Below are 18,245 nucleotides of genomic sequence, written 5' to 3' on the forward strand. Positions count from 1 at the left end.
ACGTTATTCGCTACTTTTGCGCGGAATGAAAAAGCGATACGCGCTCATACTTGCTTACGATGGTGCCAATTATTGCGGTTGGCAGATTCAGCCCGGTGTTGAAACAGTGCAGGGAACGCTGGAAAGTGCGCTCTCTACAATTTTACGGCAAGAAGTTGCTGTAATCGGTTGTGGTCGCACTGATACGGGTGTTCATGCCTCTTATTACGTGTCGCATATTGAGGCAGAGCTAAACAGGTCTGTTGCTGATTTGCATTATCATTTGAATAATTACTTACCTGCCGATATTGCGATTATCGATCTGCAGGAAGTGAGTAGTGATTTTCATGCCAGATTTAATGCTGTTGAGCGCGAGTATCAGTATTTCATTCAATTGGAAAAGAATCCGTTTATGCATCGATACGCTGCGTTTAGTCACCAGGAACTGGATATAGAAAAAATGAATGAAGCGGCTAAAAAATTACTCATAGCTGAGGAATTTGGTGCATTTTGCAAAGCGGGTAGTCAGAACCAAACGAACATTTGTGATGTTCGGGTAGCAGAGTGGGATGTGAATGAATCACAACTCACTTTTACGATAAGCGCAAACAGGTTTTTGCGGAATATGGTGAGAGCCATCGTTGGTACGCTTATAGAAGTGGGAAGAGGAAAATTAACTGTGGCGGATTTCGAAGAAATTATAGATTCGCAGGATCGTACAAAAGCAGGTTTCTCGGCTCCGGCCAACGGTTTGTTTTTGACAGATGTTAAATATGGATCTGACCAATTGAATACAACAAATTACAAACGAGTGAAGTTAGGTTTAAATGGCAAATAGTGTATCGGGAAGAGCTTTTGATGTGAGTTTGTTCAAGCGGGTAATGCGGTATGTTAGGCCGTACAATAAATTGTTCTACCTGACGGGAGCACTTACAATTTTGCTCGCTATTCTCACTCCACTCAGGCCTTATTTAATCCAGTACACGGTTGATAATGCCATCGTAAAACCGAATGGTCAACTTTTGATCACGCTCACGATCGTGATGGTGAGTATCTTGATTGTTGAAGGCGGTGTTCAGTTTATTCAAACTTACATGGCCAATAAAGTTGGTCAGTCGGTGATCAAGGATTTGCGCAATGAGACGTACGACAAAATCGTCAATTTTAAACTCAAATACTTCGATCGAACTCCAATAGGTAGGCTGGTTACGAGAGCTGTTAGTGACATTGAAACAATTAGCGAGATCTTTTCCCAGGGAATTCTCATCATTGTGGGTGACATTCTCAAACTTGTAGTGGTAATCGGGTTTATGTTTTATATAGACTGGCGATTGACGCTCTTTAGCCTTGTCCCGATCCCGCTACTCATCATCGCGACAAATATTTTTAAGAATTACATCAAGGCTGCTTTCCAGGATGTGAGAAATGCAGTTTCCAACCTCAATTCTTTTGTCCAGGAGCATATCACGGGAATGAATATCGTTCAGATTTTCAACCAGGAAAAGCGCGAACACAAACGTTTCTCTGATATCAATAAAGAACACATGAAAGCCCACATTCGCACGGTTTGGGCAAACTCAATATTTTTTCCGGTTGTGGAGATTTTAAGTGCTACTTCAATAGCGCTGCTCGTTTGGTGGGGATCAAAAAGTGTTATTCAGGGTGAAGCTTCACTGGGTAATCTTGTTGCCTTCATTTTGTATATCTACATGTTGTTCAGACCCATTCGTCAACTGGCAGATCGTTTCAACGTATTGCAAATGGGAATGGTAGCCTCTGAGCGAGTTTTCAAAGTTTTGGATACTGATGCCAGAATTGAAGATTCGGGTGATAAAATACCGTCTTATTTAAAAGGGAAAATTGAATTTGATCACGTTTGGTTTGCTTATGAAGGTGAGGACTGGATTTTGAAAGACCTCACTTTTGATGTAAGCAAAGGTGAAACAGTCGCTTTTGTGGGTGAAACCGGAGCTGGAAAAACGAGTGTAATCAATCTATTATCGCGTTTTTACGAGTTCCAAAAAGGATCGATCACGATTGACAGAGAGGATATTAGGACTTATGATCTCGCTAAGTTGAGAGAACGTGTTGGTGTTGTCTTGCAGGATGTTTTCCTCTTCAGTGATTCAATTTACAACAACATCACGCTTTACAACGACAGTATCTCGAAGGAGAAAGTCATTGAAGCCTCAAAGCTTGTTGGCGCACATGAATTCATCATGAAGTTACCTGGTAATTATGATTTTAACGTTCGTGAACGCGGTGGAATGCTTTCTGTTGGTCAAAGACAGTTGATTGCTTTCATTCGTGCTTATGTTTACGATCCCAGTATTTTAGTGTTAGATGAGGCTACTTCATCAGTTGACACCGAATCGGAGATGATGATCCAGCGAGCTATTGAGGTTCTGACTAAAGGCCGAACCAGTATTGTCATTGCTCACCGTTTAGCTACTATTCAGAACGCTGATAAGATCATCGTTCTCGATAAAGGGCGCGTGATGGAAATCGGTAATCATCAGGAATTGCTGAAAAAGGACGGACACTACAAAACGTTGTATGAGCTCCAGTTCTCAGATGCAGAAGAGAAGTGATTATTTTTTAATCGAATATGCGCGAAAGGTGTTGAGAAGTAACGCTGCACGGGTCATTGGGCCTACGCCTCCGGGAACCGGTGTGATGTGCGATGCTTTTTCTTTCACTTTATCAAAATCGACATCACCGGCAAGTCGGTAACCTCGTTTCTTTGAAGCGTCCTCAACGCGAGACATTCCAACATCAATAACAACAGCACCTTCTTTTACCATTTCAGCTTTGAGGAAATACGGATTTCCAATAGCTGCGATTACGATATCAGCTTGTTGTGTGATTTCTTTGAGGTTTTTCGTGCGAGAGTGTGTAACAGTCACTGTTGCATTTCCAACCTTGTTGTTGCGTGACATCAAAATGCTAATGGGAGTTCCCACAATATTACTCCTCCCGATAACAACACAGTGTTTACCTTCTGTTTCAATATCGTAACGATCGAGGAGTTCTACAATTCCCCTGGGTGTTGCTGATATAAAAGAAGGCAGGTTGAGCGCCATTCTCCCAAAGTTTTCGGGGTGGAAGCCGTCAACATCTTTATTGGGATTTATAGCTGCAATGATTTCGTTTTCATCAATGTGATCGGGGAGAGGTAGTTGAACGATAAAGCCGTCAATATTATCGTCATTGTTGAGTTGATCGACTTTATCCAAAAGATCTTTTTCTGAAATAGTTGCAGGCAGATCGACAAGTGTGCTTTCGTAACCTATTTGTCGACAATCTTTGACTTTGGCGTTGACATAAGTATGGCTTGGACCATCATCTCCAACTAACACAGCCGCAAGGTGGGGCGGTCGTTCACCGTTGTTTTTTAACGATTCGACTTTTTCTTTTAGTTCTTTCCTAATTTCCTGAGCCGTGCCCTTACCGTCAAGTATTGTCATGTTACATTTTCATTCCGGGGATATTCTTCATTTTGTTCATCAAGCCGGCCATTTGCTGCTTGTTCCCCATCATTTTCATCATTTTGCGTGTTTCGCCAAATTGCTTGAGTAGTCGGTTTACTTCCTGCACTGAGGTTCCCGATCCTTTCGCAATTCTGTTTCTTCGGCTACCGTTGATGATTTGTGGTTTTTCGCGTTCTTCAGGTGTCATAGAGTGGATGATCGCTTCAATTCCTGAGAATGCATCATCGTCAACGTCAACATCTTTTAAAGCTTTACCCATTCCGGGAATCATACCAACGAGATCTTTGACGTTACCCATCTTTTTGATCTGTTGAAGTTGCTGAAGGAAATCGTTGAAATCGAATTGATTCTTCGCGATTTTTTTGTTCAGCTTTCTCGCCTGTTCAGCATCGAACTGTTCCTGAGCGCGTTCAACGAGTGACACAACATCACCCATTCCCAGGATTCTGTCAGACATCCTCGATGGATGGAAAGGTGTGAGCGCATCCATTTTCTCACCCGTACCGATGAATTTGATCGGTTTTTGAACTACGGCTCTGATCGAGAGCGCAGCACCACCGCGAGTATCACCATCTAATTTTGTGAGAATAACACCTTCGTAATCGAGTCGTTGGTTGAATTCTTTTGCTGTATTCACAGCATCCTGACCCGTCATGGCATCAACCACAAAGAGCGTTTCGTTTGGATTGAGTGCATCTTTGAGCGATGAAATCTCATTCATCATGTCCTCGTCAATGGCGAGTCGGCCGGCTGTATCGACAATAACAGCGTTAAAGCCATTTTGCTTGGCGTATTCAACCGCATCTTTGGCGATTTTTACCGGATCTTTTTCTTCTTTATTGGAGTAAACTTCAGTTCCAACCTGTTCACCCACAACATGCAACTGGTCTATCGCAGCGGGACGGTAAACGTCACAGGCAACGAGTAATGGTTTTTTCCCTTTTTTGTTTTTGAGGAAATGAGCGAGTTTACCTGAGTGAGTTGTTTTACCGGAACCCTGTAAACCGGCCATCAATATTACAGCTGGATCTCCGCTGAGGTCGAGTTCTTCATGTTCAGAACCCATTAGCTCTGTGAGCTCCTCGTGTGTGATTTTTACAAGTAACTGACCGGGAGAAACGGTGTTGAGAACATCGCGTCCCAGTGCTTTATCTTTTACTCTATTGGTAAAATCTTTAGCGATCTTGAAGTTGACGTCAGCATCGAGTAACGACCTGCGGACTTCCTTCATGGTTTCGGCTACGTTCACTTCTGTGATCTGACCGTGACCTTTTAAAACTTTAAACGAACGCTCTAATTTATCCTGTAAATTTTCAAACATGGAGTCTGCTGTTTTTGAGGGCTACAAAGGTATAAAAATGACAGCATTAATCTACTAATACTACCTGTTCAAAGACTAAAGGATATGATAGAAGTAGTAATGAAGCGCATTTTGAGGTGAGATGTGGCATATAAGAAATTGATTTTTACATTTGTAGGAAACTTAAACCTCACTGAAAACAAATGTCTAACCCCTTAAAGACAAATTTGGTTGATGATCTTTTGTCTTTTTTAACGAGTCACTCTGAACTGATTCATGACTTGTATGAAAAGATTGAGAAGGATTCAAATGGCAATATTGACCAGAGCGAACTGTTGGGTAAACTCATCGAACAAATATCTGATGTTGATGAGGGTGAATTGTCTTTGCTCAACCCCAGGATAGCTTACAGTATTCTCAAAACAATACCCGGAATCGTTTTCATGTACGATTTGGAGAAGAAAAAGAGCTTTTACATCAATAATCAAATCAATAATATTCTTGGGTATTCTGATTCTGAGCTCAATATTGATGAACGATTTAATGAATTGATTCACCCTGATGATGTTGAAGTATTTGCTCGTTTTTTTCCAAGATTATTGAGTTTGGGGGAAGATGAAGAAATGGAGTATTCCTACCGGGTAAAGCATGCTAATGGGAGTTATGTTTGGCTCTCTGTAAGGGAAATTGTTTACAGTAGAGATGAAAATGGACTCCCTTCCAAAACAGTTGGTATTGCGCAAGATGTTACTGATCAGGTGAGTAAAAAATACCGATTGAGGGAAAGTGAGATTTTGCAAAATGATTTGTTGAATAACACGAGTCAAAAATTCTTTTATCTCGATAAGAATGGCAGAATTCTCACATTGAATGAAAAGTCCAAAAATGAGTTTGTTGCCGCTAATAAAGTAGATCCAATTGGGAAGGTGTTGGGAGAATTTTTGCCAGATCTTCAAAGTGAAAATTTTTGGCATCATTTTAATCGCGCTTTAGCCAGTGAGCTTACGGTTTATGAGGATTTTCTCGATTACGGGCCAAACGAACGAAAATACTACCGCATTTCGATGAACCCGGCTCTCGATGAAGAGGGAAGTGTGAGAGCTGTAACAGTTGAGCTCACTGAAATGACTCAGGAAGTTCATTATCGGGAGAGACTGAAAAGAAGCCAGGAAAGGCTTCAATTTGCGCTGGAGAGTTCGCGCGATGCTGTTTGGGAATGGAATTTAGACAGTAATGAAGTTTTTTACACCGGCTTTTTAGTGGATATACTCGGTTATGATAAACAATCAGAACCGTTTAACCGAAAAGATTGGCTCAATCACATTCACAGGGAAGATAAAAGACGTGTTTTCAGTGAGTTTGAGAAATTGTTGAAAGGGCAACAGGATCGTTATTCTCATGAATACCGGTTGAAAGGAGACGATGATAGTCATCGCTGGATCCTGGATAGAGGTCAGGTTGTGGAATATCGCGATTCCAGGCCTGTTCGCATCATCGGTACATTTACAGATATAACCGAAAGGATTGAACAGGAACAACGACTTCAAAAAAGCGAACAGCGTTTTCAGCTCGCAGCTAAGGGGATGGGAGTAGGTATTTGGGACTGGAACATCAAAACCGAAAGGTATTACTGGTCACCACAACTTTTTGAAATACTGGGTTACGAGCCATTTGAATTGAAGTCTGGATTCGAAGGGATAGAAGGGTTTATGCACCCAGATGATAAACCCAAAGTAATTGCAACTCTCGCCCGGTATTTTAAGAAACAAATTGATGAATTCAGTGTTGAATATCGAGTGAAACATAATAATGGTGATTACATTTGGGTAAGAAGTAACGGACAGGCAGTTTTCAACAACAAAGGTGAGCCTAAGCGAATGGTGGGCTCTCTCGAAAATATTCACGATGGTAAAGTTGCACAAATTGAGTTGTCAAAAAGACAACAACTCCTCAACAATATCAATCAAAACATCAATGAAGGCATTTACCGCAGCACACCCGATCAAAAACTCCTCTACTGTAATGATGCTTTTTTGAGACTTTTTGGTGTCGAAAATCTATCTGAAGTTGAAAAGCAGGATTTTAGCACAATCGTGTTTTACGCTGATGGTAATGATCGTGAGACTCTTCGCAATGAACTCGAACAAAAGGGCTATCTCAATAACTGTGAAATAAAGTACCAAAGGAGAGATGGATCAACTTTTTGGGCACTTTTAAATTGCTCGGTCGGAACCGATGAGGAAGGCAATATGGTGTACAACGGAGCTATTCGTGATATTACGGAAATGAAAGGTATTAGGAAAGAGCTCATCGAAGCCAAGGAACGAGCCGAGGAAATGAACAAACTCAAGTCGAGCTTTTTGGCAAACATGAGCCATGAAGTACGCACCCCTATCAACGGTATTTTGGGTCTGACCGAGATAATTGAAGAAACCGATGATCTCAGCCAGCTCAAGGAGTATTCTGAAATGATCAGGGAGAGCGGAACCCGCTTATTGAATACGATTAACAGTATTCTGCATCTTTCCCAGATGGAGGCTTCATCGGGTAATTTTGATCTTAACGAAATCGAGCTGAATAACTTTGTGAAAAGCAATGTGAACCTGTTCACCATGCCGGCTCAAAAAAAGAATATCAAACTCACATTTGAGCCACATAACAAGGATGCTAAAGTTTTAGGTGATGAATCGATGATCGATCAGATCCTCAATAACCTCATAGGTAACGCAATCAAATTCACTGATGACGGTGAAGTGAAGGTTTCCATTTCTGAAAAAACGAGAAGAAAAAAGCTTTTCTATCAGATTGCAGTGAGTGATACCGGAATAGGCGTATCAGAAGACTTTTTACCGCGTATTTTCAACGAGTTTGAGCAGGAGAGCTCAGGTTATGCCCGCAAGTTCCAGGGAAGCGGATTGGGTCTCGCAATCTGTAAAAAATACACTGAATTACTGGGTGGAACCATCAAAGCCGAATCCAAAAAAGGTGAATGGACCAGGTTTATCGTGCAGTTGCCAGCTAAGTGAAAGCTTTCTTTTAACTTTATCTATTAGGGTTCTGTAAAAGTGGTGACCCTAGCAGGAGTCGAACCTGCAACCTTCAGAACCGGAATCTGACGCTCTATCCAGTTGAGCTATAGGGCCGTTTCAAGAATTTTGACAAAAGTATGCTTTTTAGAAAAAAAGAAAACCGCTCGATTGAGCGGCTTCCTTACCTTAGTAATTTTGTCTCGACCAAAAGACAAAATTAACTCTCCTACAACACACCAAAAAAGTGTAAGCCAAATATACTAATTATTTAGCATTACCGGCATTACAAGCATTAAAATTTCTTCGTTATCGTCTGAGTTATCGGGGAGTAGAATACCAGCCCTGTTTGGTGCACTCATCTCGATGTTAACCTGGTCTGTTTCAATATTGTTGAGCATTTCGAGGAGGAAACGCGAGTTGAATCCGATTTGCATATCATCACCTGCATAGTTACAGGTCAATCGTTCAACTGCTTCGTTTGAGTAATCCAAATCCTCAGCAGAAATATTCAGTTCACTTCCCGTCATTTTCAAACGCACCTGGTGAGTGGTTTTGTTCGAGAAGATACTCACACGCTTCACAGAATTGAGAAGTTCCTGGCGAGCAATTGTAAGTTTATTCGGGTTTTCTTTTGGAATTACAGCATCGTAATTCGGGTATTTACCATCGATGAGGCGACAAACGAGCTGAATGTGCTCAACTTTGAAGTGAGCGTTTGTCTCGTTGTACTGAACCTCTACGCTGCTGTCGATTCCGGAAGTGATATTTTTAAGTAAGTTGAGCGGCTTTTTAGGCATGATGAAAGAAGCCTCTTTACTGCTTTTTACATCTTTCCTGCGGTAGCGAACGAGCTTGTGCGCGTCAGTTGCTACAAAAGTTGCGCTCTCTTTGCCGAGCTCGAAAAGAACTCCGCTCATCACGGGGCGCAGGTCGTCATTACCTGTGGCGAAAATCGTTTTATCGATCGCGTTAAAAAGCGTACCCGATTCGAGCTCCAATTTGTTAGCTCCTTCGATTTCGGGAACTTTTGGAAACTCTTCACCGTCCTGACCACTCAGTTTGTATTTACCGTTGTCAGAAGAGATCTCGATACCGAAACTCTCTTCTTCAATCGTGAAAGTGAGCGGTTGGTCAGGGAACGTTTTCAAAGTGTCGAGAAGCAACTTGGCCGGAATAGCGATTAAACCATCTTTTTCAGCTTTTTCGAGCTGAATAGTGGTTGTCAATGTTGTTTCCAGATCACTCGCTGAAATCGTGAGATCCTGATCTTTGATTTCAAATAAAAAATTATCGAGAATTGGGAGCGTATTGCTGCTGTTCAGCACTCCTGATATTGTTTGCAATTGTTTGAGCAACGCACTGCTTGAAACGATGAATTTCATGTAGCTGTTTTTGTTGTGTTTCTTTTAGAGAAGAGCAAATTTATAGTAAGGTCTCAGTTTAACTGACTTTTAGATCAATAAGAATTGAACATTTTATTAACAACCTGTAAATCGGTTGTTACTTTTTGAAATAATCCAACTCTGCAGTTACCGGATCAAACACAAAGTACTGAACAACAATAAAGTTGGAGTCGTTCAGTGTCGCGTAAAAGCGGTCCAGGTCGTATTCGATTTCGTTACCATCGAGGTCTTCACCGTTTTCGATTCGCTTTTTGAATGTTTTAACTGTCGTTTTTTCTCCCGCTGTATCTGTCACGGATACGATCATTTCAGGAGTTTGTGCAGCCACGCTGTCCTGGAAACTCTGTGCTTCTATTTCTTCAAAGCTCTCGAAATTGCGTTCCTTGAACATGCTCACGTAGCTGAGGAGCTTCGGTTTGTCGATGTTTTCGACTTTTTGGCTCTGACCGTTATACAATTCAAAATTGTTGTTGCCGAGGCTTTTAATGGTGAAATCTTTTTGCGGTTCATCTGGGTATTTCGTGCTGATTTCAGCGATTTCACCAAAAGCGTATTTGAAAATATGTTTCTTGCGCCAGTCGTTTGAGCGCACGATAAAACGCGGAGTCAGATAGCCGTAAAATCCTTCAACGTGCATGAGGTAAGGGCGAGTCGCATTTTCCAAAAGCATGTAGTTTCCTGTGTGGTCGATGTTGCTGGAGCCCACATAAAACGTTTTGAAAGGCTTGTCGTGATTGTTGTTTTTGTAAATTTCAACTTTGATTCCTTCACTCGCGATTTTCTTCAGAACCGTTTCGTATTTGTTTTTGGAAACAGGTGCCTGAACAGCCAACTGATTTATCGTACTCAACAGCACATTCACGCCAGATTCTCTCGCTTCAAAATCTCCGTCAACGATCCAGTCATTTCCCTTTCTCTCAAGAGTAACATCGTTGCCGTTTTTATCGGCTAAAAACAACTTGGTAATGTTCCCGGTATCCTCAACGGCAAAAGCTGTTTGGTCGCTGACGATCGTTGAACTCGTATTTTTTTGAGAAAAATAGATGGCAACTCCGGCAATGAGTGCCAAAACTAATATTGAAATGATGGTGTTTCTTCTTCTCATCCTCTAAGTGTATAGTTTTTTGCGAATGTAAAACTGAATGACTCCAAAAATCAAGATTAATATTACAGGAGCAGCTGTATTGAGAATTTGCCAAAAACGTCTTTCTCTTTCTACTCGTGGTTTGTCGAGTAATCGCATCTTGAAATCTTTTGATCGGGCAGTGATTAAGTTGTCATCTTCAAGGAGGTAATTCATCGCGTTGAGGACAAATTCTTTGTTCCCGTATATTTTGCGCGTGTACTTGTCATAGCCCAGCGTGAAGAACTTTTCTTCACTGCGGTTCACATTGTTTCGTATGATATCAGCATCAGAAACTACAAGCATTTTGGTTGGTAAACTCTTCTCCTTGAAGCGGAATTCAGGATTCTCCGTAATTTTTCGTGTGAGTCTGTTTTTGAAAACGCTCTCAAATTCTCCTTCAAGCAGCGCTGCTACAATTTGGTGCGAGTTGTTGTACTGTCTTTGATCGGGCTCGTGACGCAAGATATTCAGAGCCACACGATGCGGAGCACTGGCAACTTTCGTGTATTTTGAGGTTCTGAGTAGTGGTGTCTTTTTGATAGCAGTATCACCAACGAGATCAATGCTACTCGCAAACTGTGTCTTGATTGCATCCAGATTGTGAACAATAGGATGTTGCGATTGCGGAAATAAGAGCGGATAGTAATACCACGGGAAAAATTCCTGCTTGGGCTGATTTCCAACCATTCCAGTAACAACCGGAATAGGAACTGCCTGCAAGTCGAGGAGGAAGTCTGAATTGATGCGAGCTCCGTATTTGAAAAGCTGATCACTCAGATTAACATCTTGCGGAACACCAAGTGTAATGCCTTTTTTACGAATACTGTCCATGCTAGCTGTAACAGGTTCTACAAACCACATTACTTTTCCGCCTTTCATGATGAACTGGTCGATCACGTATTTATCTTTCTCGCTGATTTTCTCTTTAGGACCGGCAATGACGATAGCATCGTGGAGTTGAAGTGCATCGAGCTGACCATTAATTCGCACCGAGTCAACGATGTAGAAATCGCTCAGTGATTTTTGGATATCAGCTGTTTCGAGATCATCTAATTCTCCGTGTCCTCGGACAAATCCAACACGTTTTTTCGCGTATTGTGTCATCACCTTCACCTTACTCATCAACTCGTATTCGAGCTGTTGAATCGAGTTGTTGAGCATCACCTCAGGCTTGGTTTGCATTTGGCTCTGAAGCAATTGAACAGCTTCTTCCTGATCTCTGTAAGTAACAATAGCACCCGGGAAAATAATTTGCTCGCTGCGCTTGTCGCCTTCATTGACGCGAACGTTCGTGTATTCCAGGCCTTTGTCAGAAAGCTTTTGATAAAACTGTTTCCGCTTTTCTTCATTGGGATTAGCTGACGGATCGATGAACTCGTACTGAATATTGTCGCCTGCGTAGGCTCTAAACTCATCGAGCATTTCCTGTGTGGCATCGCGCAATCGTTCATAGCCGGCCGGCAGATCACCTTCCAGGTACACTTTGATGAAAACAATGTCTTCAAGTTCCTGCAGTTTTTCTGTTGTAGCATCAGTGAGTGAGTAGCGTTTATCTTCGGTCAGATCCAGCCTTGTGAACGTCATTGTGGCGAGGTAATTCAACAGCACAATAGCAGCCACAATCGACACAAACTGAATGATATCATTGCGTTTGCGCTGGTTCGATTTATTTTGTTTGCTTGTATCCTTCGCCATAATTACCACTTTCTACTTTCCAAACGCAATTTAGTGAGCATGATAAAGACAGCTATCAGGCTCAAAAAATAGATGAGATCTCTTGAGTCGATTACCCCTCTGCTGATCGAGATGTAATGCTCGTTGATGCCCAGGTTCATGATAACACTGTCAAAACTCCCCATCAAATCAAAACTGGCTATTTGCTCAAATCCAACATAACAAAAGAATGAAAGGAACATTGCTATGATGAACGAGATGATCTGGTTCTGACTGAGAGAACTCGCAAATATGCCTATTGCTACAAAACAGCCCGCTAAAAACAACAAACCAATATAGGATCCGATTACAGCTCCGGTATCGATATTACCCGCTGTTGAGCCCAGTTCGTAAATCGAGAAATAATAGATAAGTGTTGGGAGCAGACTAAACAGAACGAGTAGGAAACCGGCTAAAAACTTGGATAAAATGATTTGTAAATCGCTGAGCGGTTTCGTGATGAGTAATTCGATGGTACCTGTTCGCTGCTCTTCAGCAAAGCTCCGCATGGTGACTGCTGGAGCCAAAAACATGAAAACCCACGGAGCGATGATGAATAATGTATCGATGTTGGCATATCCCGAGTCCATTACATTATATGAACCGGGGAAAACCCACATGAACAGGGAAATAGTAATTAAAAACACACCGATTACGATGTAACCGATTAGTGAACTCAAGAAGGCTGCAACTTCCTTTCTCAGCAATGTTAGCATGCGCTGTTTCTCTTTAAGTGACGAGCAAAAATAGATTTTCTCAACTACCTCGAATGACAACAACTTCACAAAGTCTTAAAAATTGTGAAAGTCCCCATTATATTTGCGGCAAATTAACAAGATAAAATGAAGGTACTCAAGTTTGGAGGTACATCAGTTGGAGAACCGGACCGGATGAGGCAGGTGCTCGATATCAGTTCGCAAAGTGACGAATCGAATATCGTGGTGCTATCGGCCCTTAGCGGCACCACAAATTCACTGGTGAAACTCAACTCGCTGTTGCGTGAAAACGCCAAAGAGCAATTTAGCAGGGAACTGGATAAATTGCAGAATCATTACGAAGACTTTATCCAAAAACTCTACAAGGAGGAAAAAGTCAAACGCGAGGCTGAGAAGACTATTTCCAAACACTTTGAAGTAATCAATTCTTTTGCGCAGGATGTTTACACAGCCAACGAAGAAAAGTTGATGCTCGCTCAGGGTGAGCTCATGTCAACGGCTCTGTTCAAACTACTGTGTGATGAACAGGGCGTAAATGCAGAGCTATTGCCGGCACTCGACTTCATGCGCATCAATAACAACAAAGAACCCGATTACTACTTCATTGATATCAACCTCAAGCGATTGATCGAGGAGAATAAAAGCGATGAAAAAGTCATCTTCATCACGCAGGGTTTCATTTGCCGAAATGCTTACGGAGAGGTGGATAATCTTCAAAGAGGAGGATCTGACTATACCGCATCTTTAATTGGTGCTTCGATCAGAGCCGAAGAAATACAGATTTGGACTGATATTGACGGGATGCACAACAACGATCCGCGAATCGTAAAACCGACACGCCCAATCCAGGAATTGTCATTTGATGAAGCAGCAGAGCTGGCTTATTTTGGAGCTAAAATTCTGCACCCATCGAGTGTACGCCCGGCTAAAGATGCCAATATTCCGGTTTACTTGAAAAGCACCCTTAATCCGGGAGCAAAGGGAACAATAGTGAGCCAAAAATCATCGAGCGATCGTATCAAAGCGGTTGCAGCCAAAGATGGTATTACGGCAATCAAAATAACGAGTGGCAGAATGCTTCTCGCATACGGATTCCTCCGTCACATTTTTGAAGTATTTGAGTGGTACAAAAAACCGATCGATTTGATCACGACATCAGAAGTGGCAGTTTCACTCACCGTTGATGACGATGAAAATCTGGATGCTATCGTGAAAGATCTTGAAAAATACGGATCGGTGGAGATTGACAGAGACCATACGATTATTTGTGTGGTGGGCGATTTCCTCGCTCAGTCTGCCGGATACGGAGCTCAAATTCTCACAGCTCTCAAGAATATTCCGCTCCGCATGGTTTCGTACGGAGGAAGCAACAACAACGTGTCGTTTTTAGTGGAGAGTCGCTACAAAAAAGATGCGCTCACTGCTCTTAATTCACTTTTTGAAATCGGGAGATCATGACGCGCAACGAACAGATAAAATGGTTTAAAGAGCAGGAAACGCCTTTTTACTTTTACGATTTGGAAAAACTCCGCATGGTGCTCAAAGCCCTCGATCACGAAATGGATCAATACGGCTATCACATGCATTATGCGCTCAAGGCAAATGCGAACTTCAAGGTTCTCACCGAAATGATCGACCACGGTTACGGTGCTGATTGTGTGAGTGGAGGAGAAGTAAAACGTGCACTGGAAGCGGGATTCGATCCGCAGAAAGTCGTGTTTGCCGGAGTAGGTAAGAGCGATAGCGAGATTAAATACGCGCTGGAAAATGAAATCGGTTGTTTCAATGTTGAATCGCTCGAGGAACTCGAAGTGATCGAGGAGCTCGCAAAAGAGATGAATAAAACCGCAAACATCGCCCTTCGTCTCAATCCGGATGTGGACGCCAAAACGCATCACTACATCACGACTGGTTTGAATGAGAATAAATTTGGGTTAAATCCAAACGATCTCGACAGCACGCTGGCTCTTCTCAAGAAATCGAAAAATTTGACATTCAAAGGAATTCATTTTCACATCGGTAGTCAGATCACGGAGTTGAGTGCGTTCAAGCACCTCTGCCTCAAAGCGAACGACTTTTTGCAGTGGTTCCGCGATCACAAACTCAAAGTAGAGTGGGTGAATGTTGGTGGCGGACTCGGAATCGATTACGAAAATCCGGATGAAAAACTCATCCCTGATTTTGCGAACTTCTTCCGTATTTTCCACCAGTTTTTGAACCTGGAAAACGGTCAGAGCCTGCATTTCGAACTCGGTAGGGCAATCGTAGCTCAAATGGGTGAGTTCATAACACGTGTGCTCTATATCAAAAAAGGGATTTCGCGCTCTTTTGCCATTGTAGATGGCGGGATGAGTGAACTGATAAGACCTGCACTTTACCAGGCTTTTCACAAGATTGAAAATCTTTCTCAAAAAGGCGACCCCGATCACAAGTACGATGTGGTGGGCCCCATTTGTGAAACATCAGATACTTTTGGAAAACAAGTATCTTTACCCAAAACCAAACGAGGCGATTTGATCTCGGTCAGATCCTCAGGTGCTTACGGAGAAGTAATGGCGAGCCAGTACAACCTCCGCGGACCTCTAAAAATTTTAACGTCAGATGATGAAATGGATTAATATTCTTTTTGCGTTGTGTCTTTTCCAATCGGTTACGGCACAGGAGTGGACTTGCTATTTGAACGATGAAAAAGCACAACCGCGTGAGCGACTTGTCGATTTCAAACACATTGAGCTCGATATTGAAATTATGCCTTATCAGCATTTGGTGAAAGGAAGAGCTACGTTTGATATTGAACCACTGGCCATTCCAACTGATTCTATTTGGCTGGATGCTCCCGATATTTCGGTTTTGGGTGTGAGTTCTGACCAAAACGACTCTATAGCTTTCACGCAAAACCGCGAAGGAATAGCGATAAAATTAGAGAGCCCTATTCAGCCGGGCGGAATGTTCAAATTGTATGTCGATTACAGCGCTCACCCGCAAAAAGGATTGTATTTCGTTGGTTGGAAAGACTCAGCCGATGTTCGTCAAATTTGGACGCAGGGACAGGGAATTGACAACCGTCACTGGCTCCCACATTTTGATTACATGGCTGAAAAGCAAACGACTGAGTTGATCGTGAAGTTTCCAAAAGGCTATCCGCTCTTGAGCAACGGGAAACTGGTTTCTAAAAAGGATGATGGCGATAAAACAACGTGGCATTACAAGATGGAAAAGCCACACTCCAGTTATTTGTTGATGTTGGCTGCGGGAACTTACGAGAGTGATACGATTACTAATGCACGCGGACTCGAAATTTCGCAGTGGTATTATAAAGGTCAGGAAGATATGGTTCCTTACACCTACAAAGGAACTAAAGAAATGACAGAGGTGATCACCGACTTCATGGGAGTCGATTATCCGTGGGATCGCTACAGCATGGTACCAACACGAAATTACCTTTACGGAGGAATGGAAAATACTACGGCTACCATTTTTGCTGAGACTTTTGTTTGTGATAGCCTTCAATACCATGATAAAAACTTCGTGTATGTCAATGCGCATGAATTTGCTCACCAGTGGTTTGGCGATTTAGTGACATCAGTAAGTCCGGAAGCTCACTGGATTCACGAAGGTTTTGCAACTTTTTTCCATCATTACTGGCTTGGCGAGTTCTTTGGAAAAGATGAATACTACAAACAATTAGATATTTATCGTTCAGCGAGCTTTGCTGCCAGTGAGAAGAACATCAGGCCGATATCGCACAGTGGAGCGGGAAGTGCGCGCCACTATTTCAAAGCATCAATCGTGATTGAAATGCTGCGCCAGGAACTGGGCGAAGACGCTTTTAGGACAACGCTCACCGAGTTCCTTAAACGCTACGCCCACAAAACGGTGAGCTCTGAAGATTTCCTCAGAACCGTTTACGATGTTACCGGAAAACCGATGAACTGGTTCTGGGATCAGTGGGTTTACAGAGGAGGAGAACCAATGGTCAGAGCCGAACTCACCAAAAAATGGGGTAAATCATATCTCATTTTAGAGCAAACACAACCCGATTCATTCGGAACATTTCGCCTGCCGATGAACATGAAGTTCGCGGTTGATGGATCTGACCGTGAAATGGGCATAGATTTTAATGCCAGAAAAGACACGGTTGAACTTTCTTTTGATGTTAAAGATGTGGATTATTTTATTCTGGATAACGCGCACAAACTGCTGATGCAGGAAGATAAGCAACAAAAAGAGGAACAATGGTTGAATCAGATGCTCAATGATAACCATCCGATGGACGTTGTGCAGGCGATGCGAAATTTGGAACTCACAGATTACGATAAAGAGTTGAAAAAACTCTTTGAAAAGAGCGAATTTGATTTTGTGAAAATCAAGCTCATTTCGATGGTCAGTGAGAATAAAGAGTTGGTTGACGATTTATTGAAATTAGTTAAAGAGGAATCTGTAGAGGTGCGCAAAGCTTATGTGGAAAACTGTAAAGTTACTAATGTGGGTTTCCTCGAAACTCAATTGATTGCACCGAGCTATGAGTTGCGCAGGGAAGCTCTGAAAAAAATAATTGAAGCAGATCGCGAGAATGCTGAAACCTACATGCGCATCACGGAGGAACTAAAAACAGATCACCAATTTTTGTACAGGATGGATTGGCTTCATTTGGCTCATTCGGTAGAGTACATTACTGAGGAAAAGTTCATCAGCGAAATGGAAAAATATTCTGGTCCGGGATATGATTTTGTGACGCGAAATAGAGCTTTGATGATTTTAAGGGCTAAAAATATCCAATCTGAAAAAGTTATCGACAACGCGATGGATGCCGCTCAATCTTTCAACAGGAGCTTGCGCAGCAGCGGTTGTCAGTACTTGAAAGACCTTGATGAAGACACGAGAAAAGAACTTTTGCAGAAAGTTATGCTGAGTAGCAATAGTTTGAAAATTAAAAGGTTAGAGCGTTGTTTGAAATAATTGCTTTAATTTATAGGTAGTCACATTGAAAGCATTAATTTTGCAAAATTCAAATCGCGACTCATTTTGAGTTAAAAGTAGGATTAAACAATTGAGGAGTCATTCCACACACGGAGTGACTCCTTTTTTGTTGATAAAAATGGAAGTGGCTTTATGAAGCTGTATTTTTGCACAAATATTCGATTATGAGTAAATCATTTTTAGTAAAAACACTCCGTTATTCAGCTCTTTTGGAAGGGCTTTCATTGCTTTTACTTTTGTTTATTGCAATGCCGTTGAAGTACATGTTTGATCAGCCGTTGATGGTTGAAGTAGTAGGGATGGCCCACGGAGTATTGTTTATCCTGTATTGCGTTGTCCTCTTTGGAGTAGGTGTGAAATTCAAGTGGTTTGGAATGCCACTTGTGTTGTCGTTTATCGCGTCATTTATTCCGTTTGGAACATTTTACGTTGACAGCAAATATTTTAAGAAACTCAATCCGGCTCGATGAACTTTCTAATAGAAGGAGTGTTAGTATAGTCAGGTGAT

Annotated in this window: 13 protein-coding genes and 1 tRNA gene; 7 read left to right on the forward strand and 7 right to left on the reverse strand. The window is 42.0% G+C overall.

Annotated elements, in window-relative coordinates:
* Nucleotides 1–25: 25 nt before the first annotated feature.
* Both truA and F3059_RS05650 read left to right on the forward strand, forming a co-directional pair.
* Nucleotides 26–817, forward strand: coding sequence for a tRNA pseudouridine(38-40) synthase TruA (truA, locus tag F3059_RS05645; RefSeq protein WP_151167159.1), 792 nt, complete (start codon nt 26–28; stop codon nt 815–817).
* Complete coding sequence (locus F3059_RS05650; protein WP_151167160.1) at nt 807–2,570, forward strand: ABC transporter ATP-binding protein; 1,764 nt, start codon at nt 807–809, stop codon at nt 2,568–2,570. The genes truA and F3059_RS05650 overlap by 11 nt, the downstream gene beginning before the upstream one ends.
* Here F3059_RS05650 and folD read toward each other — a convergent pair whose 3' ends face one another.
* Both folD and ffh read right to left on the reverse strand, forming a co-directional pair.
* Nucleotides 2,571–3,446, reverse strand: a complete 876-nt coding sequence (gene folD, locus F3059_RS05655) for a bifunctional methylenetetrahydrofolate dehydrogenase/methenyltetrahydrofolate cyclohydrolase FolD (RefSeq protein ID WP_151167161.1) — start codon at nt 3,444–3,446, stop codon at nt 2,571–2,573.
* 1 nt (nt 3,447) lies between these two features.
* On the reverse strand, nt 3,448–4,791 hold the full coding sequence (ffh, locus tag F3059_RS05660; protein WP_151167162.1) for a signal recognition particle protein: 1,344 nt from the start codon (nt 4,789–4,791) through the stop codon (nt 3,448–3,450).
* Between the two features lie 182 nt (nt 4,792–4,973).
* On the opposite strand from ffh, the gene F3059_RS05665 reads away from it, so the two are divergent.
* Nucleotides 4,974–7,796 carry a sensor histidine kinase gene (locus tag F3059_RS05665; RefSeq protein ID WP_151167163.1) on the forward strand — a complete coding sequence of 941 codons (2,823 nt, stop codon included), beginning with the start codon at nt 4,974–4,976 and terminating at the stop codon, nt 7,794–7,796.
* A 40-nt stretch (nt 7,797–7,836) separates the two neighbouring features.
* Here F3059_RS05665 and F3059_RS05670 read toward each other — a convergent pair.
* The 5 genes from F3059_RS05670 to gldF all read right to left on the reverse strand — a co-directional run bounded on the left by F3059_RS05670 (nt 7,837) and on the right by gldF (nt 12,757).
* Nucleotides 7,837–7,913: transfer RNA gene (locus F3059_RS05670), tRNA-Arg, on the reverse strand.
* Between the two features lie 146 nt (nt 7,914–8,059).
* Complete coding sequence (dnaN, locus tag F3059_RS05675) at nt 8,060–9,181, reverse strand: DNA polymerase III subunit beta (protein ID WP_151167164.1); 1,122 nt, start codon at nt 9,179–9,181, stop codon at nt 8,060–8,062.
* 118 nt (nt 9,182–9,299) lie between these two features.
* Nucleotides 9,300–10,307, reverse strand: coding sequence for a DUF4340 domain-containing protein (locus F3059_RS05680; RefSeq protein ID WP_151167165.1), 1,008 nt, complete (start codon nt 10,305–10,307; stop codon nt 9,300–9,302).
* Between the two features lie 3 nt (nt 10,308–10,310).
* Nucleotides 10,311–12,023 (reverse strand): gliding motility-associated ABC transporter substrate-binding protein GldG, encoded by a 1,713-nt coding sequence (gene gldG, locus F3059_RS05685; protein WP_151167166.1) that lies wholly within the window; start codon nt 12,021–12,023, stop codon nt 10,311–10,313.
* A 2-nt stretch (nt 12,024–12,025) separates the two neighbouring features.
* Nucleotides 12,026–12,757 carry a gliding motility-associated ABC transporter permease subunit GldF gene (gldF, locus tag F3059_RS05690; protein ID WP_151167167.1) on the reverse strand — a complete coding sequence of 244 codons (732 nt, stop codon included), beginning with the start codon at nt 12,755–12,757 and terminating at the stop codon, nt 12,026–12,028.
* A 126-nt stretch (nt 12,758–12,883) separates the two neighbouring features.
* Between gldF and F3059_RS05695 the strand changes: the two genes are divergently transcribed.
* The 4 genes from F3059_RS05695 (at nt 12,884) to F3059_RS05710 (ending at nt 18,207) form a co-directional block, all read left to right on the forward strand.
* Nucleotides 12,884–14,215 (forward strand): aspartate kinase, encoded by a 1,332-nt coding sequence (locus F3059_RS05695; protein ID WP_151167168.1) that lies wholly within the window; start codon nt 12,884–12,886, stop codon nt 14,213–14,215.
* On the forward strand, nt 14,212–15,375 hold the full coding sequence (lysA, locus tag F3059_RS05700) for a diaminopimelate decarboxylase (RefSeq protein ID WP_151167169.1): 1,164 nt from the start codon (nt 14,212–14,214) through the stop codon (nt 15,373–15,375). The genes F3059_RS05695 and lysA overlap by 4 nt, the downstream gene beginning before the upstream one ends.
* Nucleotides 15,362–17,716, forward strand: coding sequence for a M1 family metallopeptidase (locus tag F3059_RS05705; RefSeq protein WP_170265060.1), 2,355 nt, complete (start codon nt 15,362–15,364; stop codon nt 17,714–17,716). The genes lysA and F3059_RS05705 overlap by 14 nt, the downstream gene beginning before the upstream one ends.
* Nucleotides 17,717–17,901: 185 nt before the next feature.
* Nucleotides 17,902–18,207: a DUF3817 domain-containing protein gene (locus F3059_RS05710; protein ID WP_151167171.1), complete on the forward strand. Its 306-nt coding sequence runs from the start codon at nt 17,902–17,904 to the stop codon at nt 18,205–18,207.
* The last annotated feature ends 38 nt before the right edge of the window (nt 18,208–18,245 follow it).

Source organism: Salibacter halophilus, assembly GCF_008806325.1.
In the GTDB taxonomy this organism is placed as follows: domain Bacteria; phylum Bacteroidota; class Bacteroidia; order Flavobacteriales_G; family Salibacteraceae; genus Salibacter; species Salibacter halophilus.